We start from the raw sequence: 22,580 nt of genomic DNA on the forward strand, positions 1-22,580 counted from the left end.
ACTTCCCAAAGAGGAATGTCGTAGGCCCCGCCGCTGCCGGTGACGCCCGGGGTGTTGTTGAAACTGGTCCAGCGCAGACCCATGATGATCTTTGCGTGCTCCTCGGGAGTCAGATCAAAACCCCAGCGCTTGGCGATATCGAGAATGTGAAGGATGGACGCAAAACCCATCTGAGCGTGATAGGTATCATTGCGGTAAGCGTCCTTGTTGATGAGGCACTTCGCTTTATAGCCAAAGCCGGCCGGATCCTGACACGTTTCGATATTCAGAAGATTGGGATTGGCGTTCACGAGGCCTTCATTCATGCGCTTATAATTCAGTTTGAATTTATTTTTGTCGGCATTCAAAGGCACATGGAAATAATATTTCAGGTAGCCGCGGAAAAGCTGGAAGAGCTGCCAGACGCTGCCATCATGCTCGACTTTTCCCTGCCATGCGTTGGGATTAAAAACCGTGGAACCAAGCCGGCCATCACGTAGTTCGGCGACGCGCAGCAGCGCTTCGATCATGGCGAAGGTGCGGTTGGTCGAACCATAGCCCACATCCTGATCACCGACCCAGTTCATCGTTCCCGCATGCGCCGCAAGGTTCAAGGGGGTTTGCGTGAGCGCGTCGGCCGGGTTCCACTGCTGATTCACGTTCCAGCCTATCCAATTGTTCAGCGCGCCCTTGACGTTGGTCCAGTCGCTGGACTTTTTCCAATCCTCGCCCATGCGGATATCGAGGATGCGGGCCCCGCGAGCGACGTGGCTCAGAAACCAGCTGATCTCCAGATAGCGATTATCATTCGTATCATAAGGCGCATTGGGGTTATTGATAAAGCCAAGGCGGGAATCCGTCAGGCGGCGGATCAGCGTCACGGCGTTATTCGCATAGGCGGCATCACCGGATTTATCCGCAAGCAGAGCCTGCTGATAGATCTGTTGGCCCAGGCGCTCCAGAAAATTGTGCGCCGCGCTGGACTCACCGTTCTGATTGTTGGCCGCTCGCTTCTCGGCGAATAATCTTGTCGGCCAATCGCTGAAGCCGAAGTCCTTGTAAAACCATTCCATATTCAGGTTTTTTGGGGTTTCCTGCTGCAAAACACGCAGCTCCTGATTCCAGACATCACCATCACTCATGCCACTGGAGGCTGTGACATTCGGATAGGCCTGGGTTCTGGAGGATTCGGAAGTTCCGCAGGAAGTCAGAAGAAAGGACAGAAGGGGAACGGAAAGCAGCCAGAGATTTTTCATCAGCAGAACCTTTCATGTGTGCAGGCAGTATCAACGGCACGCGCTCAACCCGAGACGAGCCCATTATAGTAAGAACAGGAAGGTGAAAACTTTCCTGAACTTGCGACGCTTTTCGAAAACAGCCGTCCCAGGGGCCTTCCGTGTCAAATGATTGACGGCCCTTTTGGTTACAGTTATCTGCAAGTCCTGCCGATGACTGGATATTATCCGGCAGGACATCGAATATGTGGCGCTACTTTTTTATCTTCGCGATACTTTTGGGCAACACCTTGCCCGTGAAGGCGAAGACGCTTGAGTTGAGTGAAAATCTGCGCGAGAGCATTGCTCTTGGTGCTTATGCGGATCATTATCGCGATCACACTCAAGATCTCACACTTCCCAATATCCTCGAAAACAACCGAATTCTATGGGAGCCTTTGCCCAGGCCGATGCTGGGGTTAAGCACGGATGCGTTATGGGTGCGTGTCCAGCTCCAGAACAGCTCAGGCGGCCCTTTGAATCTTTTGATCGAGGATCGCTGGCCGCAAACCAATACCCTTGAACTCTATGTGCTGCATGAGGGGCAGGTGATCACGCGGCAGAAATCCGGCGATCACATCCCACTCGGCATGCGACTCGTCCCTTACCGTTACCCGGTGTTTGACGTCACCGTCCCACCCGGAAGCAGCAGCTTCTACCTGCGTTACCAGACCAATGACCTTCTGTCGTCGCGACTTTTTCTGGCGAACGAAGCGACGTTCAATAAGACCCGCGAAGTCGAAAAACTGGTTTTCGGCCTGCTTTTGGGCTGTCTGCTGATTATGCCTCTCTACAATATCATGCTGTATTTTTTGCTCAAGGATTCTTCTTATCTTCATTATACCGTCTATGGCCTGCTCTATGTCGTTTTCCAGGCCAGTATCAATGGACTCCTTTTCCAGTACGTGCTGGATCATCCCTGGATGAACGATGAACTCGCCATGTTCTCGGTTCATATCTGCGTCTTCTTTGTTTATCGCTTCCTCGTGGCCTTCCTGGACCTGAGGCTCAACATGAGTCGGGTCGCGGCGCTGATCGGATGGTTTGAAAAGTTCGCTTTGTTCGTCGCCGTCCTTTCGCTCGTTCACCTAGGTAGCGCAATCGTGATAGGTTTCGCTACCAATATTTTCATGGTCTGGTGGCTTATATATACTTCGTACGTCATGGCTCGCAAGGGATACAAGCCTGCTTTATTTTTTCTAACGGCCTGGGTGCTGTTCGTCGTCGGCGACAGCTTCACGCTGCTTGGTTACCTTGGAATGATGGAAGAAGGCGCGCTGACCCAGTGGGGTATGATCGCCGGATCGGCTGTGGAGATGCTTTTGGTGTCGATCGCCATGGGCTATAAATTCGAGGAGATTCGCGATGCGCTGGTCGCCTCGGAGCGTGAGACGGCGAAACTGATCGGCACCATGGAATCGGCGCGGATCATTCAGGAGTCTTTGGTTTCCAAAAACGTACGCTCGTCCACCCTGGAAGTGGCGTCCTATTACCGGGCCGCGGAGCAGACCGGAGGCGATTGGTTCAGCATTGTCGACCGACCCGAGCAGAATTTTGCCGTGTTCGCGCTCGGCGACGTGACCGGACACGGACTCTCTTCTTCCATGATGACAGCTTTTGCCTGTGGCGCTTTGGAAGCGTCCGTCCATAATCTCGACTGGTCTCCCGAGGCGATGGGGACCTCGCTGGGGCGACTGGCTGAAACGTTCAATCAGCTGCTGTTCCGCACTGCGACCTCGAACGATCGGCTGATGACGATGAGCGTCTTCGCCATCGACCTGAGACAGCTGAAAGGCTATTACGTAAACTGCGGGCATCATGCGTCCTATCTGCTGAGCAAGGAGCGGCTGAGTCCCATCTTCCGCCGGGGCTCGATCCTGGGACTCTCGCGTGAACCGACCCGCTTTCAGGTGGTGCCCTTCAGTTTTCAGGTCGGCGACAGCATCCTCCTTCATTCCGATGGGCTGGTGGAAAACCGCGGGCCTTCGGGCGAGATGTTCCCTATGCATAAGGTCCAGAACATACTGAAGCATAGCCAAAGGCCCGGCGATAACCTGCAGGCCATACTGGAGAACGCCCAGGGGATCTGGAAAGACGCAAGCCCCGAGGATGACGTGACCGTGCTTCTGATCCGCATTGCTGCGGCCGCTGCGCCTGAGGCCGCTTTGCCGGCCAGCGCCTGACTTTCCTCTTTATTCAATTATCACTATAGGTTATAACTGAGCTGGAAGCCTCAAGCCCGGACCTCATTCTGCCGATACTTGCATTTGAAAGAAAAGATGTGGTATCTTTCATTTGAAAGGAAGGGATTTATGCAAACAAATACAGCTCCCTCCATCAATCAAAAAGAAAGAGATCGAATCCTGACCCAGGCCGTCCTGAAAGCCTCGGGAATCCTTGGATTAAGTCAAAACGATCTGTCCCAGATCATCGGCGAAAGTGAAGCCACGATGAGTCGGACCTTCCAGGGCGCCCGGAGCATCCGCGAGCGCAGCAAGGAAGGCGAGCTGGCTGTTCTTTTGATCCGGGCTTTCCGCAGCCTCGATGCGATCGTGGGCGGCAAGGAGCAGGCGATCCGGCACTGGTTTCACACCAGGAATCGGCACATGGGTGAGATGGTTCCCGCGGAGTTGGTTAAATCAGTGGAAGGGTTGAGTCATGTCTGCGCCTATCTGGACGCTATGCGGGGGAAAATCTAAGCTCGGCAGCCTGAATCTCAGTGCCTGGCGGATAGTCGAGGATCAGAGTCGCTCGTCGACCATGAAATTGACAAAGAACAGTGCGGAGCAGGCCGTCCTTGAGGACATCCTTGAGGACCGAAAGCCTGCGTTTCCGTTTCCACCTTATCAGAATACGCTGCACTATCTTTTATGGACGCCTTTTCGCTATCCGCCGCTGCGGAATGGTTCGCGTTTCGGAACGAGGCTTGAAGTCAGCATCTGGTATGGATCGGAAGCGATAGAAACGGCCCTGGCGGAGAAGGCCTACTATCGCTTCGTTTTTCACGAGGGGATGACGATCCCTTTTCAGGATTCCATCGAGAACAAGTACACCGCGTTCTGCGCCTCGGTCAAAGCCAACAAGGCCGTGGACCTGAGCGCCAAGGCCTTTGCAGATTATCATCCCATTATCGAATCCAAGGTCGACTACAGCCACACCCAGCAGCTCGGCGGCGCCATGCGCGCTGATGGAGTCGATGCCTTCGTCTTCGGTTCGGCTCGTGATAAAAACCGCGGTCGCAACATCGGGCTCTTTCATCCTGCCGTTTTCAGCGGCACGGATCCGAAGCAGCAGATGCTCTGGCATTCCTTTGAATCCCGCGGGCACATGCGCTTTTATCGTGCGGTCCCGGGCCAGGAACGCACGATGGAATTTGAGATGGGCGAATTCATGGTGGACGATCGTCTGCCGATGCCGGCGCTTTAACCTGGGAATGCCGCGAATTCCACGACCGTCTCCAGATCCTTGTCCCACAGCGCCCGGCTTCCCGTAAAGATATGCGCCGTAGGCTGCATGGACATTTCACTGTCCAGGCAACCCGTGGGAACCAAAAGCCGGCCACTCTCATGAAGCGTGGGGAGAGCCGACCCGCAGTTGTCACAAAAAGACTTCTGAAACCGTGTGCCTTCCAGATGAAAGGTCTTCACATGATCCCGGCCGGATACCCAATTGAGTTTCGCGGACATCGAAAATAGGTTCGATGCATGGGCCGAACCCGTCGCTTTCCGGCAGCGGCTGCAGTGACAGAGATAAAAACCTTTGAACTCACCGTCGATTTCAAACTGAACTTTTTTGCAGAGACAGGAACCCTGATGCATGGCGCTCTCCTTCAACCAAAGGCCGGAATCCCTGTAATCTGAGACCCCACGATCAACGAATGAATATCATTGGTTCCTTCGTAGGTGTAGACGCTCTCCAAATTACACATATGCCGCATGGATTTATACTCCAGCATGATACCGTTCGCCCCGAGCATATCCCGGCACACGCGCGCATTCCTGAGGGCCATCTCCACGTTCGCCTGCTTGGCCATGCTCACCTGGGCGAAGTGCATTTTGCCTTCGTCCTTCAGCTGCCCGAGCCGCAAAGCCAAAAGCTGGGCCTGCGTGATATCGGTGGCGATGGTCGCGAGTTTTTTCTGAACGAGTTGAAAACTCGCCAAAGGTTTATTGAAAAGTATGCGATCCTTGGTATAAGCGACCACCTCATCAAAACAGGACTCCGCCGCCCCGATCGCGCCCCAGGCAATCCCATAGCGCGCCTGGGTCAGACACGAAAGGGCGGCTTTCAGACCATCGGCCTTGGGCAAAACCGCGGATTTCGGCAGCTTCACCTGATCAAAATAAAGCTCGGACGTCACCGAAGCGCGCAGCGACATCTTCCCGCGCATCTTCTTCACCGTCACACCCTTGGTCGCCGTCGGCACGACAAAGCCTTTGACGCCCGCGTCCGTCTTCGCCCAGACCACGGCCACCTGTGCGAGGTTTCCGTTGGTGATCCACATCTTCGCGCCGTTCAAAAGCCAGTGATCGCCTTTATCCTCGGCCCGGGTCTTCATCGCCCCTGGATCGGAACCACCGTCCGCCTCAGTCAGCCCAAAGCAGCCGACCGCTTCCCCGCGTCCGAGTTTAGGCAGCCATTCCTTTTTTTGCTCCTCGCTTCCATACTCATGGATGGGGTACATGACCAGCGCCCCTTGAACCGACGCGAAGCTCCGCAGGCCTGAATCGCAGCGCTCCAGTTCCTTCATCACAAGGCCATAGGCCACGTTATCCATCCCCGGCAGTCCATAACCACTCAGGTTGGCTCCCAGCACACCCAGCTCACCGAGTTTAGGGATGAGGGCGGTGGGGAATTCCTCTTTTTCAAAGTGCTCGGGAATCAGCGGCTCCGCCTCCCGACTCAGGAAATTGCGCAGCGTGAGCGCCACCAGCTTCTGCTCATCGGAGAGCAGAGCGTCGATCGCGTAAAAATCTGGATAGGGACTGCAGTGCGGGTAGGCCACGGTGAACTCCTTCAAAGCTGTTGTTCCACCTTTTCGTTTACCACCGTGCCGGGTTCATTTCACTCGGATTCCCATACTCCACGACTCTGGGCCGCCATCACCTAAACTGCCCGATGCGACCACCCCGGAATCCGCAATCCGCAATCCGTCGTCTGCCCAAAAAAAAAGCGCTTACCCCAGAATCCCTCTGTTTTCTTTTTATGAATGTGGTTAAATAGCGACAGAAAACATAAACAATACGGTGAGTAAGCTCATGGACCGGAGACTTTTCGTCCGCCATTGCCTCATGGCGTCTGCGATGGGCCCCCTTTTGCCCAAAACCCTTCTGGCGTCCTCTCCTACCGATCGTCTGACCGCGTTACGTGACGAACCTCTGCGCCGCGTCGCCTTTGGTTCGTGCAACGATCAGACGAAAAGACAGGACCACTGGACGTGGATCGCCCGCGAGGATCCGCAGCTCTGGATCTGGCTCGGCGATAATATCTACGCCGATCGCGCCACGCTCGGACAACGGCGGGAGTGGTATCGTCTTCTGAAGACCAACGCCGCCTATCAAAAATTCATCGACCAGGTTCCCGTCCTTGGCATGTGGGATGACCATGACTATTACAATGAAAACGCCGACGGCTCGTACGCGGAGAAAGACGGAAGCAAAGCGCTGCTCCTCGAATTCATGGACGTGGCCTATGATAATCCGGTGCGCGAAAGACCCGGCGTCTTTCAAAGCTACGCCTTCGGCCCCAGCGGACGAAGAACCCAGGTGATCCTCCTCGATCTGCGTTACTTCCAGGATAAAAACAGAACCCGCCGCTCGCTCCTTGGGGAATTGCAGTGGCAGTTCTTGGAAGAGGAAATCCTGCAATCCACCGCCGACCTTTTTCTGATCGGTTCAAGCCTTAATGTCAGCTCCCCGGTGGCGGTCAGCAGCCTTGAAGGCTGGCGGGCGTTTCCCGAGGAACAAAAGCGCCTCTATAACCTTCTCGCCGCCACCGACAAACCCTGCATACTGCTGAGCGGTGACCGACACATGGGCGAGATCTATCGCATCGTGCTCCCAAGCGGGAAGCCGGTCTATGAAGTGATGTCGAGTGGACTGACCCATGCCGTGGGCGTGAAACTTCCAAGCCCCGAGCGGCTGGGGGAAATGGTCGGACGCAAGAACTTTGGATTTTTGCAGATAGATTGGACGGATGTGGGGCCCGAGGTGCAGATCCGCCTCCAGTCCGCAGAACGGGCCGAAGTCTACCACGCAAGGGGAGCCAATTTCTCGCGATAACGATGCAGTAAAATGCCCCGGCCTGAGTCCGTTCTTACGGCCACTTTCCAGGGGATGACCATGCTTTCAAGAACCACCGTTTCGCTCGACCATGCGACCTCTTCCGAACGCTTTAAATCCGCAGCGGTGGATATCACGGTCTTCGTCACGATTTTTCTGATCAGTATTCCGCTTGTCAATCAGCTGCTCGCGCGCTTCGATCACGCGGAATTCACGGTGCTGTGGATGCTCTTTTTCTTCCTGGGTTACGAAAACATCCCGGTCTGCCTTTGGGGGCAGAGCCTGGGACAGAAAATCTGTGGACTCAAGGTGGTCGATGCCCAGGGAAGGAAACCGGGCGTCCTTCCGATCCTGCACCGCTGGTGTCTCAAGATCATGTTCGGCACGCGAAGCTACAGACCTGCAAGCAATGGTGACAGCGTAAGCGAGGCGCATGATAAAGCCACCGGGGTCTATGTGGTTCGCGCCCGCACATCCTAAGCCCGCTGACTCCTGACCCCATCGCCGAACCTTTGCCCATACTCGTCGAGTTTCTTCCGAAGCGTCGTCTGAACCTCCAGACTGCTCCTGGTCCCCGGAAAAATCGCCGTGTTGTGCGGTGTCCGATCAAGCCAGAAAAGTCCTGTCGTCAGCGCCGCCTCGGGAGTCGCCGCCAGCCAGACGATGGTATCTGCACCCTGCTCCGGCGTTCGCAGCCAGGGCTTGGTCTTCTCATAAAACTGCGGCAGGGAATGCGAGACCGCCGGCGTATCCGCCCAGCCCGGATGCATGCTGTGCACGATGATCCCGTCCTTCTTCCATTCCTCGGCCCAAAGCTCGGTCATATCCACAAGCCCGCGCTTGGCCCGCGCATAGGCCTTGCTTCCGTTATAATCCTCGTGCTCGTACTCCAGATCCTGGAGCTGAACGGCCTGCGTGTACATCCCGCCCGAGGCGACATTGATCACCCGCGCTCCGGCCGCCTTCACCAAAAGCGGTTTCAAACCCTCGGTCAGCATATAGGGGGAGAGCAGAAGTGTCGCAAATGACTGCTCGATCCCCTCGGCTGTAACGACCCTTTGATTGAAAAGCGCGCCGGCGTTATTGATCAGCACATGGATGGGCTCGCCGCGCTGCAGCAGTCTTTGGATCAGATTCCTGACATCCTGCATGAGTCCCAAATCAGCGATCTCGATGCGCGGCGCCTTCACTCCTTCACTCACCAAAAGCTCGCTGAAATGCTGAGCCTTCTTTTCATTGCGCGCCACCACGATCAGATTCGCACCGAGGCGCCCAAGACTTCGTGCCGCCGCAGCCCCAATCCCCGAGGTCGCGCCGGTGATCAGCACATTTTTATCCGACATATCCGTGGTGATCCCGATCCAGCGGCTTTTCCCGGCGATAAACCCCCGGCGGGTGAATCTGAAAAGTCCGGGCAGCACCAGTCGATCGGCGAGTTTCGTCCAGGCGGTCGGCTCCCAGTCGGTCGCGGCTCCCTCCAGCGTTTGTTTCAAAGTCCGAAGCGCATGCGCCCCGTTCGCCTTGACGAGGGGCGCGAAAAGCGGCGCGAGCTTCGCCATCGGCTCCTGGTAATAGACATCAATCTGATAATGAATCGTGCAGCGGGACTCATCCCCTTCGAAACGGATGCGATCGACCAGACTGTAGTTGTCCGCCATCCCCTTGAGTTCCAGGTAGCGATCCTTTTGCATGTCGATGATGTGATAATTCAGGCTGAGCTGTGTCCAGGCGAACTTCACCTGGATATCAAAGTGAGTTCCCACTTGCAAAGGACCGGGTGTGGTCTTCTGCGCCTGGATCACGCTGGGGTCCCAGGACGCGGTGTTGCTGAAGTCGCTGAGGTAGGCGTAAACAAAAGACAAGGGGCGCTGGATCTCAAGGGACTGTTCAAAGGTAATACTGCTCATCGGAATCCTCCCTGCTCCTGGCCAATTCTAGCGAAACCTGAAGGAAAAGATACCCTGATTGCAGCCTGGAAATTCCAGCCAGTCCGGATGTTTACTCGTTACGGGCGCGTCTCGACTGCCCGGGCCACGATCCAGGCCTGAGAGCCAACAAAAAGTCCAAGCGCCCACGCGCGGGTAGGAGCAAACACAAGTCCCACAAAAAGGAGGACAAGTGTGAACAAAAGCATGCCCGCATACCTCTGCCCTTCCTCCCGCGCCTGATACGCCGCGATCAGAGTCGTCGCCAGGGAGAAAAAGGAAAGCTTCTCCATCACCGGCAGAATGGGGACCAGCTGCTCTGGTGGATACACGAAGACGATCACCACGTAAGGAATGACATAGGCCCAGGTAAAGTCCACCATCCCCGCCAGCCAGCGGCGCGGGATCAGGGTCTGAAGATAAAAAAGCAGCAGCGGGACGATCGCAGCCAGGATCACCGCTTGAAAGTGAAGAGCGAGCGGCCAGATCCCAGCGTTTACAATCCAGCCGACCAGCATACCCGCACAAAGCAGCGCGAGACTGCCATGGGCCGGCCGGCGATTTCTTCCAAAAAGGACGAGCTGCACCAGTCCGATCAGAAGCAGGGTGACGAACACGCCCAGATCCTCGGTCACAATAGGAATGAAGTACTGAAGTCTTTGCATCTTCTTATTATCGACCCGACCTTTCTTCTGCTCAAGAATAAAAGTCGTCGCAAGCTCCACCCCGAATGGCTGTTCGGGAACAAAAACATCAAAAGATTCAGGTAGGTCTGGTCGCCAAAGTTTGCTAGTATCACGACCTTCAATGCGGAGTATCTGGCTTGAGTAAACGATTTCATTTTTACGTGATATCTTCACTAGTCTTTTTATTGGCATTATCTGTGCGTCTCAAACCCTTCATCTATGCGGATCATTTCTTCCTGATCCCTGTGGATTTCGACGAGGGGGTCTATTATGGGGCGTCCGTTCTTCTCACCAAAGGCATTCTTCCCTACCGCGATTTCGATTTTGGTCATCCACCTGGAATAGTGTGGCTGTTCGGCCTCTGGCACTGGATTGTTCCGCAGTCTTCCGTCGCACATAGTTTCGCGCTTGCGAAGGTTGCCATGGCCATCCTTGGATCGTTCACGAGTGTAGGTGTATTTATTCTGGGAAAGAGATGGCATGGGCCGGTTGCCGGGATAATCGGGGCGGTGCTCTATGCAACCTATCCTGAGGTTGTGGCCTCGGATCGCAGCCTCTTTCTTGAACCTTTGATCAACGCGGCTGTGGTCCTGGCATTTCTGCTTTATGACACTCAAAAGCGGCCATGGATAGCGATCGGACTTCTCCTTGGCTGGGCGATTTCTGTTAAAGTTACAGCCGTTGTGTGGATTCCTGCCTTTGCCTGGATTGCATGGCAATCAGGTCGATATTTCAATATCGCCCGATTCGCCTCTGGAGGCTGTCTCGGTATCCTTTTCTTTTTTGTTCCATGGATCCTGATAGATCCAGCCAAATTTTGGGAGGGCGTAATTCAGTTTCAGATGGGACGTCCCCCCGATGGTGATGTCGCTCTTATGTCTCGTCTCAGCTCAATTCTTCGCGATCAGCACTTCGCTTTGAATATTTTTTCTGCCATCGGACTTTTGGTCTGGCCGTGGTCTGACGGAAAGCGACGAACACTGGGGGCTGCGGCCAGTCTCGCTTTGGTTTTTGCGTCGATCGTGCTTTTGTCCTCGAAGGGATACTGGAGTCAGTATAATACCCTGCTGGCGATGCCTCAGGCTCTCCTGGCGACTTTTTCTGCGACGATTTTTGTATCAGCCTCGTACCGGCGCTGGATTCTTGCAGCTGTTGGCATATTCTTGATAGCGTTTCCAATACGATCCGCTTTTAAAGGTGGTCGCGCACGATCTGTCGAGCAGCTCAAGCTCGTGCAGTCCATCGAGGAAATACCCCACAATGCTTGCGTATTTTCCTTCGAACCGGGCTGGCTCATCATGAGCAATCATTTTCCTTCCCCATGTTCGGGCCGCCTCGTGCTTGATACCTATCTGGTGATGCTGATGGATGCTCGCGAGGCTGGACAAAGGTTTGATAGTACAGCGGCAGCCTTTGCCACCGATGAATCCCAAAAGCGTGTTTTGCCCAGCCTGCTGAGTGCTGACGTCGTTGTCCTGGGTCCTCGTGGACAGGCACAGGTCAATGGCAGCGCAAAAGCTCGTATTCTTGAAGACTTCCAGCCCCGCGATGAACTGCTCTTCAATAAGCGTCATATTGGTAATATTCCCATAAAATAGCGTTTCCTGATCGCAATATTACTGCCCTTCCTTGTCCTTCCGATCGGGCCGCGTGGTGCGGCCTAAACGATCACATGGGAGGAGGTCAGAATGCACAAGCTATTCGCGAGGCTTGGTTTGGTTTTTTTGCTCACATACCATAGCCAGGCCTTGGCTCAGCTCAGCCCTAATCACTACGACATGGTTTTTTATATAGCCAAAATCGTTTTCAACATTTCCTCCCCTGGGGGATATTCCAGCAATTTCACCGAAATCTTCACGCGAAATTGTGGCAATGGCCAGTGCACTGAAAAGCAGGTTTGTGATTACTTGAACCTCGGTTCGGCCTATCCCATGGACTGCTCCTACGCGACAGACAAAATCAGCTACTTCGATCCCAAAGAAGCCGGTTTTAAGGCGTTTCTGAACGCACTGCCAAAGCCTCAGTCTTGCCAGGACGCGGCCGTCAATAGCCCAGGCAGGCTGATCATCGACGTGGATGGCAAAGGGGACGGCTATTGGGCCCAATGCTTCGAGGATGTCGCCACGGCTCAGGCACCCTATATTTCCAACAAGGACGAGGTGCTCCGAATTCTGGGGTTCGACGGAGATTATAATAGCGAGCCTGCGGTCCTCTTTGGATTCAATGCGGGACGTTTTTTCCGAGTCCATCCTGCTTACGGCCGAACCAGTCACCTTTCCAGCGGTTGGGATAATCTTCAGGGCACGGTTTCTCAAAACGCATCTGTTTATGCCATCCAGAATAGATACCTTCACCGCGTTGATCCATCGACAGGCGCCTGGACTCTGCTCGGGCCTCAGCAGTGGCTGAGCCCGAAAATTCCTCTGAGCAGCTTGAACGGCCACCTGTATGCGATACACAACGGTCAGCTGTTTCGCATCAATCCTGGCGACGGATCACGTCAGCCGATAGGTGGGGTAGGCAATTGGGTCGGTGCGACTTCCATTGCAGCCTCGTCCACCCAACTCTACATCATTCAAAACAACCGACTGCATGAGGTCAATCCGGACACGGGTGCCTGGCGGGTCCTGGGCGGAGCTGATTGGAATGGTCCCACTCACATGCAGTACGTTCAAGGCTCACTTTATGTCGTTCAAGCGGGTACATTGCATCACGTGAATCCAGGCAACGGCGCCTGGGCTGTTCTGGGGCGTGCGGGAGACTGGAACGGTGCAGCTTCCATGACATCTGCAGATGGCAGCCTCTTTATAGTTCAGAATGCGAGCCTGCATCGAGTCAGTCTCGCCACTGGCTCATGGCAAATTATTGGCTCTGCGGGAACTGCAGCCAACACAGTTGTGGTAGGCCTCTAAACAAAGTCCCTGGTTTATGCAAATAGAAAGGAGCATATTATGAAAATTGGTGCAAAAATCGCTATAATCCTCGCCTTTTTCGCGGGTTCTGCTCAGGCCAAAGATTACTGCTGCCAGCAGCTTCGGCTCGACGACATAGGGTTGGCCAGAGTCTCGGCCTGCAGTGACATCTCGGCCGAAAACCAAAGTGGAGCCGGTAATGTTTGCAGTCGCATCTATCCGAGCGGATATTTTACCCGCTCAACCTTTGACTCAGGCAAATGCGCTACCCGCTGTGATCCACCCGATCCGAACAAAGTTCCCCTGGAACAGGTTCCCATGCAGGATGCTCTTTATGGTTTTGAAGATGGGTCTCTCTACCGCATCGATCCCTATTTTGGTCGCTTTGGTTTCATGTCCCGCGAGTGGAAACCGCTGCAAGGAGCAAGTTTTGTAAATGGGGCCCTCTATGTTATCCAGAATGAATTTCTGCATCGTGTCGATCCAGCTACCGGGTCGTATGCGGTGATTGGCAGCAAGTATTATTCCGGTTCGCTTCCGATCTGGCTGGCAGCCATGGGCAACCGTCTTTTTGGAATGTACGGCAACAGCATTCGGGAAATTAATACCAACGACAACAGCAATCGTATCGTGGGCACGATTCGCGGCTGGCCCAGGACCCAGGGGTTTACTGCTTCAGACAAATTCCTTTACATTGTTCAGAATAATTATCTGCATGAAGTGAATCCGGAAACAGGTTCCTATCGGGTTCTGGGTGGCCAGGATTGGAGTGGCGGGACTATCATCAAGTTCTATAATGGCTCCTTGTATGTCCTTCAGAATGCGACTTTTCATCGTGTTAATCCGGCAACGGGCGAATGGAGCGTTCTGGGACAAATCGGGGACTGGGCGAATGCCGTATCAATGACTCCAGTTGGCGATCACATGTATATTATGCAGAACAGCACCCTGCATCGGGTCAGTCTGAGTACGGGAGCATGGTCGATCGTTGGCCAGCAGGGTACCTGGTATGAGACCTACATAGTGAGTCCCTAAGCCTTCGGCATTGGAAATGACTGGCGAATGGGGTGATGCTTGTGAACAGCACGAGATCACCCCATGACATTTTTATGCTCCTCTGCGTCATTCGGTTCATGGGCTTTAAGATCAAACATCGCCTTTCCCAAGCCTCCCTGTTAATCTTCCCCTCCGTTGGAGGACACCATGATTGAATGTCAGGCGCTGCGAAAGGAATTTCGAGTCTATCGAAAGGATCCCGGTATCATGGGATCGCTGCGGTCCCTTTTCCGGCGGAACTACGATACACGCGCGGCGGTGCATGGCTTCGACCTGATGGTCGAACGCGGGGAAATGGTCGGGCTGCTCGGACCGAATGGAGCCGGGAAGACGACCCTCATGAAGATGTTTGCCGGGATTATCGTGCCGAGCCACGGGACGATCCGGGTCGCGGGGCATGTGCCCTTTCAGAGGGAGCAGGCCTTTCGGAAAAAGATCGCGCTCGTCATGGGACAGAAGTCGCAGCTCTGGTGGGACATCCCGGCGATGGATTCCTTTCTGCTCCTGCAAAAGTATTACGAGATCCCCGAGAGGGATTTTAAAAAGCGGCTCGGTGAGCTGGCCTCGCTCATGGCCGTGGAACCCATGCTGAAGGTTCACGTTCGAAAGCTCTCCCTCGGGGAGAGAATGAAGATGGAGCTGATCGCCTGTCTCCTGCATCAGCCCGAGGTCCTTTTTCTGGATGAGCCCACCATCGGCCTCGACCTGGTCGCCCAAAGGAACATGCGGGATTTCATAGCCGCCTGGCAGGCCCAGCATAAGACGACCGTAATCCTGACCTCGCATTACATGGCCGATGTGGACGCGCTCTGTGATCGGATTGTCCTCGTTCTGGACGGGACGAAACGCTTCGATGGGTCGATCCAGGAATTCTCGGGAATACTGGGGCGCGAGAAATATGTGCGGGTGAGTTTCGAAAGTGCGGTGGACGACGGGGACTTCTTTGCCAGCTGGGATCCCGAATGGAATGAGACGCGGACCCGGGTGGATCTGCGCATCCCCGAAACCCGGCTGCGCGAGGCGGCGGTATCCATTCTGCAGAATTATCCGGTTATGGATTTCAGCATGGAACAGCTGCCCATCGAAAGAGTGATGAACGCCCTGCTCGCCAACCCGCAGCTCCTGCGTGGGGAGGCCGCGCTTGGCTGAACTTGACAAATGGCTCGCGACCATACGGATCAGCTGGAGTCGGCAGCTTGCCTATAAATTGAACTTTCTGCTGCTCGTGATCGGGCCCACCCTCGTCTTCTTTTTTGTGAAGTATAACCTTTGGCGCTCGATCTTCGCCTTGGAGGGCGTGACGACCATCCAGGGCTATGATCTGAAGGCGATGCTGCACTATCAGATCTGGGGGATGATCGTGGGGTTTTTGGCTCAGGGTTTTCAGAATATGAACCTGGCCGAGGATATCCGGCTCGGGAGGATTTCGAGCTACCTCGTCTATCCCTTTGGCTTCTGGCAGTTTCATACGGCCGGATTCATCGCCTTTCAGGCGCTGCAGACGCTGGTGGCCTTTGTTACGCTCGCCATCCTGCGCGGGACGGGGATGCTGGACGCCTGGAATTGGTTCGGGCTTTTGCAGGGGGTGGGCTTTTCCCTGCTTATGGGTTTTTTCTGGTACCAGGTAAGTTTCGTGCTCGGACTCGCGGCCTTCTGGCTGGAAGAGACCTGGGTCCTGCGGGTGATGTTTGTGACCATTGCCCAGTTTATGTCAGGGGCCATCCTGCCTCTTGAGATTTATCCTGGCTGGCTTGTGCGGATCCTGCAGTGGACGCCCTTTCCTTATTTGACCTATGTGCCCGTGAAAATCTTTATGGGGACCTGGGAGGGGTCGATCCTGCAGGGGCTCGGGACGGTGAGTGTCTGGCTGGTTTTGGTGGGGGGGCTTTCCTATGCGGTCTGGCGACGGGGGCTCAGGCTTTATACGGCAGCGGGGATGTGAACGATGCATGGGCTTATGCGGTACTGGGGCGTCTATCGGGAGTTTTTGGCGAATGCCTTTGCCGAGGCGAGCAGCTATCGGCTGCATTTTGTCCTCCTCATCGTTATGGATCAGCTGTTTTATTTCAGCAGCCTCGGGTCAGTGTCCTTTATTTTCGATCATGTGAATGCGATCGGTCCGTGGGAGCGGGATGAGTTCATGTTCTTTACCGCCTTTATGCTGGCCGTCGATCATCTGCATATGACGTTTATCAGTGAAAGTTTCTGGAACTTTTCCTTTGATCTGAGGACCGGGCGGCTGGATTTTGTGCTGCTGCGGCCCCTGAATACCATATTCTCCATATTTTTCAGATATATACGGCCCGCAACCATGATCAACTTCGTGACGCCTTGGGCGTTTTTGATTCATTTTGGGCGTGCGGTGGACCTGGGAGTGGGGCAGTGGGTGAGTGTCCCCTTTCTGGTCGTGGCGTCGCTGGTGTTTTTGGTGTCCATCGAGATCCTCATCTCGATGCTGATGTTCTGGACCGTCGAGGCCTTTGGGATTAATTTTTTACGGATGCAGCTGCAGAACATCTCGCGCTGGCCGGACTTCGTTTATCGTGGGGTGGCTCGGCGGTTTTTTACGCTGGTCATTCCGGTTCTGCTCGTAGGGAGCGCGCCCGTTAAGGCCGTCTTGAATCCCGAGGAGGACGCAAGTGGGCTTTTGTGGATGCTGATAGGGCTGGTGCTGATCTGGGTGGCGATTCGCTTTGTGTGGAAGCTGGGGCTTCGGAGCTATGAGTCGGCTTCGAGTTAGCGGCGGAGTGGCCGCACAGTCCTTGTCCGGGCCTCGTATGTTGGCCGTAATCCGTGGCCTCCGCATGTCGGCGGTCATCTCCTTGCGGCCGCCTTCCCGTCCGTGCCCCCGCATGTCGGCTGTCATCTCCTTGCTGCCGTCTTCCGTCCGTGCCCCCACATGTCCTCCGTCATCTCATTGACCCCGTCTTCTCGTGCAGCCCCCCAGTCCTGGTATAATCAATCCAGAGACATCAGAAGGGGGCCTCATGATCGATCATAACGACAAACGCAAATACATCCGCTTCGAACCCGATAGCGGCGATTTTGTGCAGATTGATAAAAATGCGCAAAGTACCGAATTCCAATTTCAGGACGTAGCTCTGCTCGTCGAAGAGTCCCCGATGGGTGGATTCGGCATCGTGTGTTTGCAGTCGGTGGGTCTGGCCAAAGGTTCCGTTTATCGTTTCAAAGTCGGCAAGCTCGCCCCTCTGAAAGCGGAAGTCGTCTGGGAACGCATCCTTGATGACAAGGTTGTGCGGTACGGACTCCGCTTCCTGGAATAAAGAGCAGGCCTGTGCGGTCCCTCAGGTGAGATCAGGCTGCTTCGGCGACCGGGTTTCACCCAGGACCTTGTGCAGCTCCTCCAGGTTGCTGGGACGGGCCAGGACGCGCACATGATCGCCCGTCCGCAGGACCGTATTGCCTTTCGGTATCAGATAGCGTTTATCCCGCTCCAGGCTGATCATCAAAACACCCTCGGGCAAACCCAGATCCACAACCCGTCGATCCCGAATGCGGGCGTTGTCCTTGATATCAATGTCGACGACTGTGAAACCTTCCGGCAAGAAATCATCCGTCAATTGATTGCTGACTTCCTTCTCTATGGGTACCGTCACCCTTGTCTTCGCAGCAAACCACGGAATGCTGATCCCCTGCACGATAACAGACAGCAAAACCACGAAAAAGACGAGATTGAAAAAGTACTCCGCGCGCGGAACGCCGACGCTCCACGGCAAAGTCGCCAGAATAATCGGGGCCGCCCCCCGCAGTCCCACCCAGGAGACAAAGATGCGTTCGTTTTTCTTCATGCTACTCCCCATGCTCGCCAGCCAAACGCTCAGGGGCCGCGAAAAGAACATCATCGCGATGGCGAGCAGGAGGCCTTCTTTCCAGACCTGAAGCAGGTGCGAAGGAAACACCAAAAGTCCGAGGGTCAAAAACACCAAAATCTGGGACAGCCACGCGATACCGTCCACGAAGCGGGTCATACTTCCCTTGTGCAGAAAATCAAAATGCCCAAGGCTCAAGCCTGCGACATAGACCGCAAGAAAACCGCTGCCGCCCAGCGTCGAGGTCAGCGCGAAAAGACAGATGACCAGCCCAACCAGGAACACACCATAGAGGCCTTCATACTCCACACCGATATGATTGATCAGCCAGCGAATAAAGCGCGCGCCGAGCCAGCCCAAAGCCAGGCCAAGTCCGGCCTGTTTGAGGAATAAAGTCAAAATCGGCACAAAACCCTGCTCGGGGGTTGTGATCAGCATCAGCATACCGATGGTCAAAAACACGGCCACCGGATCGTTGCTGCCGGCTTCAAACTCCAAGGTCTGTTTCAAAGACCCGCTCAAGGTGAGGCTCCGGGCCCGCAGTATACTAAAAACGGCTGCGGCATCGGTTGACGAGACTATGGCCCCGAGCAGTAACCCCTCCAGCCAGCTCAGGCCCAGCACATAGTGAGCAAAGATTCCGGTCACGGCGCCTGTAACGACCGTTCCTACAAAAGAGAGGGAAATCCCGAGCGGGAGAAAGGGTTGAATGCTTTTCCAGGATGTCCGCATGCCGCCATCAAAAATAATCACAGCCAGACAAACGCTGCCGACGGCAAATGCCAGCCTGTAATCATCAAAGGCGATGCCACCTGGTCCCTCGGATCCAGCCAGCATGCCGATGCCCAAAAAGAGTAGAAGCGCAGGCACGCCGAACTTGGAGGAAATTCGAGATGCCAGGACGGAAAATATAAGAAGTAACGAACTGGCGAGGAGTATTTCTTCGAGCGTATAGTTTCTAAACTGAAATTGGGGCATCAACAGTTCTTCCCATATTGATCAGGGTTTTCTATCCCTTGTGCAAACTCAAAAAAGGTCGACGCGTGTGCCGCAGAACCCGTCTGGCATGCGAGCCGAGAAGACGTTTCCTTAGGGTTGAGCGGGGCACGGCGATCGTGATAATCGCCCAAGTCTTTTTCTGCTCGGCAAAATCCACGAGGGTTTGGGAAATGGAATCGCCCTCGTCCACAACCGAGCTATGGACGTCCAGCCCGCTTTTTTGCAGTTTATTCTGAATGCTTTCGAGAATGCTCTGCGGGCTTTTGGCGGATTTGCCTTGCTGAAGAGTATTCAAAAGGAGGCGTGGCTTGGGATTTACATACACAAGATCCAACGCGGCTCCCCCTGTCTTCGCAGCCTCTGTGATCCATCGCAGATCCTGGCTGGTGGGCGGGACGGCCACATCAATACCCACGACCATATGAGGCGTCGCTGCAAATTCTTTCGGAGAAATATGCGGTTTAATAACAAGCGTCGGATGCCGGGCCAGCAGCGCCACGGTTTCAGAAAAGCTTCCTAAAATCCAGTGAGGCAGGCCCGTACGATCATTGCTGGCCACGATCAGGACGTCGCTGCCACAGCGCTGAGCATAGCGCGACACCATGGACCCTAAATATTCAAGACTATCCGTAGCCGCCTGCAGAACTTTGATGTTCTGCAGTTTGAAGCGCTGTTGGACCCTCTTTTCAAGGTTCACCAAAGCCTCTTTGGCAAGACGCGCCCGCGAATCCCTGTACCAGGTGCTTGGCATCATATACAGCGCCGGATGAATCACCGACACGACAGACGTTTCAGGAAAAAAACCGCTGTTTTGAAAAAGCTTGAGCGTTTCATAAAAGTGATCCAGATTTTCATCCAGATCTTGAGAAGGACTCAAAGCGATGACGGCTTTTTTCATGATTCGTCTCACTGCAGATAGGAATGGAAAGACTTTGGCAGAATCGTTTTAACGAATTCTTTATGTCTTGTCCATGCTTTACGCTCAGGATTGGGTTCTACTTCTTGTGTGCAAACGTAAAGAGCTCCCTTCGTGTGGACTGGTAGTGCTCTGGCGAATACTAGCTGAAAATAATTAGTTTATCAGATCAGCGGGACTGTGATAAAAACACCTGCCTTGGCTTGTAACGCCTACTGTGGAAGGGTTTCATGAGAAAAATGCTTTAGCTCTTCACTTTCATATCTGTTTTATCAATGGGTTGCAATCGGACGCGCTGGACTAACCAGATCGACAGCTTGGCACTGGAGTGCGGAGTTTCACAGATGCGAACGCTATGGAACCGCTGGATTTTGAGCTGACGCCAAAGCATTGCCTTAAACTGAACCGTAAAGAAATTACCTCCTCCCAACGAGTTGCCGTTATTTTTAAACAACGGCAAGCTGCTGAATTTATGCCAAACGATTTCAATAGACCTATTGTCACGGCTCAATGAATCGATTGTGGAAGCTACTGCAGTGCTTTTCCTCTGTGCGGATTGATAACTGGCGCTGAAGATGAAGGAAGCAGCAAAAGTGTCTTCAAGCTCCAGGTGCCGGAGGGAACGAAAGTTAACGTTTCCATTGAGTCTGATTTTGTGAGTAGATCTTTGGAAATCAATGTGCGGCAGTGCTTTGTGGTGTCCAGGTCCAGGAGTGGGAATATTAAAATTCAGGACGCCAACGGCAATTTGTTTGAAGAGAGTATAGAAAAAATTGTAGCTCAATCTGTGCGTAACCCTCTGCCAGTGGAAACATTAACTCTTAGAGGTCCTTTCACGGATCAAGAGAAAATGTGTAAGCCCGATCCTGCGCATTATCGAATGGATGGAGTGAATTGTGTTCCTAAGACGTTTCGCTACTATTGTGAGGATTCGCCAGCGCATGCCAGCGTGATTGGATTCAGTAATTTTTTCTTAAAAAAAAGACTGCGCGCGTAGGAACATTCGATGTGTCCTCGATAGCGCAGTTTGAGAAACTTAAGTCTCTCGATATATCCAATACTTCGATATCCAATATAGATAGAATGCCCGAGATGGATAGTATTGAGGAGCTGAAAATATCTGCGGATAATCAATTTCCTGAATTACCTTCACTTAGCACTTTGGTTATCAATGATGCCGCAAAGATGAAAGATTTGTCAGGGGTTGAAAAATTTCCAAAATTGGAAGTGATAGATTTTAGTCAGAATTCGAATTTTAGCAGTCTTGCAAATCTAGCAAAGTTAAGTGAGCTTCGCGAAATAAAGAATGGCAGAAGGCTGCGAGGAGGCCTTGTTGATGAAGGCTCCTGTCCGGAAGGCATCGAAGCCCCTTGGGGCCTTCGAGACTTCTGCAGAAATCTACAGGTGCCTTTTGGCACAAACCTCGGGCCTCTGCCGTTTTAGAATTTATTTTCGCGCCCCGCTATTTGTTATTTTGACTTCATTCTTGGGTGTACCGCTGGAAGTACCCTCGGCTTCGATTTTCTTAACGACTTCATCAAAGCCTTCCAGGACTTTTCCAAACACTACGTGTTTACCGTCAAGCCACGAAGTCTTAACGGTCGTGATGAAGAACTGGGAGCCATTTGTATTAGGACCCGCATTTGCCATGCTCAAATAGCCAGGACCTTCATGCTTTAAATTGAAATTCTCGTCTGGGAATTTTGTTCCATAGATGGATTCTCCACCCGTACCGTCGCCGTTTGTGATATCTCCCCCTTGGAGCATGAATTCAGGGATAATACGGTGAAATTTGCTGCCCTTGTAGGTCAGCTTTTTCTTATTATCGTTTTTCTTATTATCGCCTGTGCAAAGAGCCATAAAATTTGCGGCAGTCTTGGGTGTCTCTTTCCCAAAGACGCCTATAACGATTGTTCCGGCGGGTTTGCCGCCAATACTGACATCAAAGAAGCACTTTTCTGTGACCTTAGGGCCGGATTCCGCTGTCTCTTTCGGCTTGTCAGCAGCTTTTGCCGCTCCCTTCTTCTCATCCGCCCCAAAAGCATTCAAAGCCACAGTCAAACCCAAAGACAAAGCAATACAGCGTGAGATAAGCATCGCAAACTCCTCTGATGGCGATGGTAGCAAGTCCATCAGATTAGCATCCCAACTGTCTGAAATAAATCTGCTTTATGTGGCATGGCGAGAGGACGGGGAGGAAAGAAGGGGCAGGGGGCCCCTTCGGCTCAGTCCATACTTGCATTGACGTGGAGGCGGGCCAGGAAACCGCTGATGTCGCCTTCATAGGAGCTGCCGAGGCCGCCGGCCACCACACCCCAATAGCTGGAGCTGATCGCCCGGACATCGCTGTTAAAGCCGACCGGAGTATTGAAAGCCGCAACGCGTGACCCATCCCGTCCCATCGCAGCCATCCGGCCTTGGGTGACCCCACGGAAGCTGGTGAAGGCCCCACCGGCCCAGATCAGGTCATTGTCGGCATCGTAGTCCAGGGCAAAGACTGTACTGTTGAAGCCGGTGGCACTGAAGCCCGCAGCCATGGCCCCGGTACTGTCGAGTTTCGCAATGCGGTTGGCCACGATGGACGTTTGATAGCGACTGAAAGCACCGCCGACGTAAAGAGCATCTTCCGCAGCCAGCCAGGTCAAGGCCTGAACTGATCCGTTGAAACCACCGCCCGGTTCAAATCCAGCCGCCAGGCTTCCGTCGCTGGCCAGCTTCACAA

At 53.9% G+C, this 22,580-nt stretch carries 22 protein-coding genes and 1 pseudogene; 13 read left to right on the forward strand and 10 right to left on the reverse strand.

The window, feature by feature from the left end; translation table 11 throughout:
• The coding region (locus VFO10_RS18675; protein WP_325142971.1) for a hypothetical protein at positions 1–1,235 on the reverse strand (1,235 nt) is incomplete at its 3' end.
• Positions 1,236–1,459: 224 nt separating this feature from the next.
• Here VFO10_RS18675 and VFO10_RS18680 point away from each other — a divergent pair.
• The 3 genes from VFO10_RS18680 to VFO10_RS18690 all read left to right on the forward strand — a co-directional run bounded on the left by VFO10_RS18680 (position 1,460) and on the right by VFO10_RS18690 (position 4,679).
• Entirely contained in the window at positions 1,460–3,436 is a 1,977-nt protein-coding gene (locus VFO10_RS18680) for a 7TM diverse intracellular signaling domain-containing protein (protein ID WP_325142973.1), read from the forward strand.
• Between the two features lie 129 nt (positions 3,437–3,565).
• Positions 3,566–3,952 carry an MbcA/ParS/Xre antitoxin family protein gene (locus tag VFO10_RS18685; RefSeq protein WP_325142975.1) on the forward strand — a complete coding sequence of 129 codons (387 nt, stop codon included), beginning with the start codon at positions 3,566–3,568 and terminating at the stop codon, positions 3,950–3,952.
• The gene (locus VFO10_RS18690; protein WP_325142976.1) at positions 3,912–4,679 is read left to right on the forward strand and encodes an RES family NAD+ phosphorylase; all 768 of its coding nucleotides are present in this window, start codon (positions 3,912–3,914) and stop codon (positions 4,677–4,679) included. Before VFO10_RS18685 ends, VFO10_RS18690 begins: the two co-directional genes overlap by 41 nt.
• Here the strand turns inward: VFO10_RS18690 and VFO10_RS18695 are convergent.
• Entirely contained in the window at positions 4,676–5,071 is a 396-nt protein-coding gene (locus VFO10_RS18695) for a GFA family protein (protein ID WP_325142978.1), read from the reverse strand. The two genes, VFO10_RS18690 and VFO10_RS18695, sit on opposite strands and share 4 nt — an antisense overlap.
• 11 nt (positions 5,072–5,082) lie before the next feature.
• On the reverse strand, positions 5,083–6,258 hold the full coding sequence (locus tag VFO10_RS18700; protein WP_325142980.1) for an acyl-CoA dehydrogenase family protein: 1,176 nt from the start codon (positions 6,256–6,258) through the stop codon (positions 5,083–5,085).
• A 253-nt stretch (positions 6,259–6,511) separates the two neighbouring features.
• Between VFO10_RS18700 and VFO10_RS18705 the strand changes: the two genes are divergently transcribed.
• Together VFO10_RS18705 and VFO10_RS18710 are read left to right on the forward strand one after the other, a co-directional pair.
• The gene (locus VFO10_RS18705) at positions 6,512–7,534 is read left to right on the forward strand and encodes an alkaline phosphatase D family protein (protein WP_325142982.1); all 1,023 of its coding nucleotides are present in this window, start codon (positions 6,512–6,514) and stop codon (positions 7,532–7,534) included.
• A gap of 60 nt (positions 7,535–7,594) precedes the next feature.
• A complete protein-coding gene (locus tag VFO10_RS18710; protein ID WP_325142983.1) occupies positions 7,595–8,014 on the forward strand; it encodes an RDD family protein in 420 nt (139 codons plus the stop codon).
• Here the strand turns inward: VFO10_RS18710 and VFO10_RS18715 are convergent.
• A complete protein-coding gene (locus VFO10_RS18715) occupies positions 8,011–9,441 on the reverse strand; it encodes an SDR family NAD(P)-dependent oxidoreductase (RefSeq protein ID WP_325142985.1) in 1,431 nt (476 codons plus the stop codon). The two genes, VFO10_RS18710 and VFO10_RS18715, sit on opposite strands and share 4 nt — an antisense overlap.
• A gap of 98 nt (positions 9,442–9,539) precedes the next feature.
• The gene (locus VFO10_RS18720; protein WP_325142987.1) at positions 9,540–10,319 is read right to left on the reverse strand and encodes a hypothetical protein; all 780 of its coding nucleotides are present in this window, start codon (positions 10,317–10,319) and stop codon (positions 9,540–9,542) included.
• A gap of 23 nt (positions 10,320–10,342) precedes the next feature.
• Between VFO10_RS18720 and VFO10_RS18725 the strand changes: the two genes are divergently transcribed.
• The 7 genes from VFO10_RS18725 (at position 10,343) to VFO10_RS18755 (ending at position 17,397) form a co-directional block, all read left to right on the forward strand.
• The gene (locus tag VFO10_RS18725; protein ID WP_325142989.1) at positions 10,343–11,743 is read left to right on the forward strand and encodes an ArnT family glycosyltransferase; all 1,401 of its coding nucleotides are present in this window, start codon (positions 10,343–10,345) and stop codon (positions 11,741–11,743) included.
• Between the two features lie 90 nt (positions 11,744–11,833).
• Positions 11,834–13,057: a hypothetical protein gene (locus VFO10_RS18730; protein WP_325142991.1), complete on the forward strand. Its 1,224-nt coding sequence runs from the start codon at positions 11,834–11,836 to the stop codon at positions 13,055–13,057.
• Between the two features lie 39 nt (positions 13,058–13,096).
• A complete protein-coding gene (locus VFO10_RS18735) occupies positions 13,097–14,092 on the forward strand; it encodes a hypothetical protein (RefSeq protein WP_325142993.1) in 996 nt (331 codons plus the stop codon).
• Positions 14,093–14,260: 168 nt separating this feature from the next.
• Complete coding sequence (locus tag VFO10_RS18740; RefSeq protein ID WP_325142995.1) at positions 14,261–15,262, forward strand: ABC transporter ATP-binding protein; 1,002 nt, start codon at positions 14,261–14,263, stop codon at positions 15,260–15,262.
• On the forward strand, positions 15,255–16,055 hold the full coding sequence (locus VFO10_RS18745; protein ID WP_325142997.1) for an ABC transporter permease: 801 nt from the start codon (positions 15,255–15,257) through the stop codon (positions 16,053–16,055). Before VFO10_RS18740 ends, VFO10_RS18745 begins: the two co-directional genes overlap by 8 nt.
• 3 nt (positions 16,056–16,058) lie before the next feature.
• The gene (locus tag VFO10_RS18750; RefSeq protein WP_325142999.1) at positions 16,059–16,853 is read left to right on the forward strand and encodes an ABC transporter permease; all 795 of its coding nucleotides are present in this window, start codon (positions 16,059–16,061) and stop codon (positions 16,851–16,853) included.
• Between the two features lie 247 nt (positions 16,854–17,100).
• Positions 17,101–17,397: a hypothetical protein gene (locus VFO10_RS18755; RefSeq protein WP_325143001.1), complete on the forward strand. Its 297-nt coding sequence runs from the start codon at positions 17,101–17,103 to the stop codon at positions 17,395–17,397.
• 21 nt (positions 17,398–17,418) lie between these two features.
• Here VFO10_RS18755 and VFO10_RS18760 read toward each other — a convergent pair whose 3' ends face one another.
• The 3 genes from VFO10_RS18760 to VFO10_RS18770 all read right to left on the reverse strand — a co-directional run bounded on the left by VFO10_RS18760 (position 17,419) and on the right by VFO10_RS18770 (position 20,642).
• Positions 17,419–18,921: a potassium/proton antiporter gene (locus VFO10_RS18760; protein WP_325143003.1), complete on the reverse strand. Its 1,503-nt coding sequence runs from the start codon at positions 18,919–18,921 to the stop codon at positions 17,419–17,421.
• A gap of 31 nt (positions 18,922–18,952) precedes the next feature.
• Positions 18,953–19,840, reverse strand: coding sequence for a universal stress protein (locus VFO10_RS18765; RefSeq protein ID WP_325143005.1), 888 nt, complete (start codon positions 19,838–19,840; stop codon positions 18,953–18,955).
• 262 nt (positions 19,841–20,102) lie between these two features.
• A complete protein-coding gene (locus VFO10_RS18770; RefSeq protein WP_325143007.1) occupies positions 20,103–20,642 on the reverse strand; it encodes a hypothetical protein in 540 nt (179 codons plus the stop codon).
• A 308-nt stretch (positions 20,643–20,950) separates the two neighbouring features.
• Between VFO10_RS18770 and VFO10_RS18775 the strand changes: the two genes are divergently transcribed.
• Complete coding sequence (locus tag VFO10_RS18775; RefSeq protein WP_325143009.1) at positions 20,951–21,301, forward strand: hypothetical protein; 351 nt, start codon at positions 20,951–20,953, stop codon at positions 21,299–21,301.
• 3 nt (positions 21,302–21,304) lie between these two features.
• Here VFO10_RS18775 and VFO10_RS18780 read toward each other — a convergent pair whose 3' ends face one another.
• Positions 21,305–21,955 carry a peptidylprolyl isomerase gene (locus tag VFO10_RS18780; protein ID WP_325143011.1) on the reverse strand — a complete coding sequence of 217 codons (651 nt, stop codon included), beginning with the start codon at positions 21,953–21,955 and terminating at the stop codon, positions 21,305–21,307.
• 128 nt (positions 21,956–22,083) lie between these two features.
• Positions 22,084–22,580 (reverse strand): annotated as a pseudogene (locus VFO10_RS18785) (hypothetical protein); the annotation flags it as partial.

Origin of the sequence: Oligoflexus sp., assembly GCF_035712445.1 — a bacterium.
In the GTDB taxonomy this organism is placed as follows: domain Bacteria; phylum Bdellovibrionota_B; class Oligoflexia; order Oligoflexales; family Oligoflexaceae; genus Oligoflexus.

Coding starts and splice junctions, on each gene's coding strand:
- VFO10_RS18680 (WP_325142973.1), top strand. CDS start 1,460: ATGTGGCGCTACTTTTTTATCTTCGCGATACTTTTGGGCAACACCTTG.
- VFO10_RS18685 (WP_325142975.1), top strand. CDS start 3,566: ATGCAAACAAATACAGCTCCCTCCATCAATCAAAAAGAAAGAGATCGA.
- VFO10_RS18690 (WP_325142976.1), top strand. CDS start 3,912: ATGTCTGCGCCTATCTGGACGCTATGCGGGGGAAAATCTAAGCTCGGC.
- VFO10_RS18695 (WP_325142978.1), bottom strand. CDS start 5,071: ATGCATCAGGGTTCCTGTCTCTGCAAAAAAGTTCAGTTTGAAATCGAC.
- VFO10_RS18705 (WP_325142982.1), top strand. CDS start 6,512: ATGGACCGGAGACTTTTCGTCCGCCATTGCCTCATGGCGTCTGCGATG.
- VFO10_RS18710 (WP_325142983.1), top strand. CDS start 7,595: ATGCTTTCAAGAACCACCGTTTCGCTCGACCATGCGACCTCTTCCGAA.
- VFO10_RS18715 (WP_325142985.1), bottom strand. CDS start 9,441: ATGAGCAGTATTACCTTTGAACAGTCCCTTGAGATCCAGCGCCCCTTG.
- VFO10_RS18730 (WP_325142991.1), top strand. CDS start 11,834: ATGCACAAGCTATTCGCGAGGCTTGGTTTGGTTTTTTTGCTCACATAC.
- VFO10_RS18735 (WP_325142993.1), top strand. CDS start 13,097: ATGAAAATTGGTGCAAAAATCGCTATAATCCTCGCCTTTTTCGCGGGT.
- VFO10_RS18740 (WP_325142995.1), top strand. CDS start 14,261: ATGATTGAATGTCAGGCGCTGCGAAAGGAATTTCGAGTCTATCGAAAG.
- VFO10_RS18750 (WP_325142999.1), top strand. CDS start 16,059: ATGCATGGGCTTATGCGGTACTGGGGCGTCTATCGGGAGTTTTTGGCG.
- VFO10_RS18755 (WP_325143001.1), top strand. CDS start 17,101: ATGATCGATCATAACGACAAACGCAAATACATCCGCTTCGAACCCGAT.
- VFO10_RS18760 (WP_325143003.1), bottom strand. CDS start 18,921: ATGCCCCAATTTCAGTTTAGAAACTATACGCTCGAAGAAATACTCCTC.
- VFO10_RS18765 (WP_325143005.1), bottom strand. CDS start 19,840: ATGAAAAAAGCCGTCATCGCTTTGAGTCCTTCTCAAGATCTGGATGAA.
- VFO10_RS18775 (WP_325143009.1), top strand. CDS start 20,951: ATGGATAGTATTGAGGAGCTGAAAATATCTGCGGATAATCAATTTCCT.
- VFO10_RS18780 (WP_325143011.1), bottom strand. CDS start 21,955: ATGCTTATCTCACGCTGTATTGCTTTGTCTTTGGGTTTGACTGTGGCT.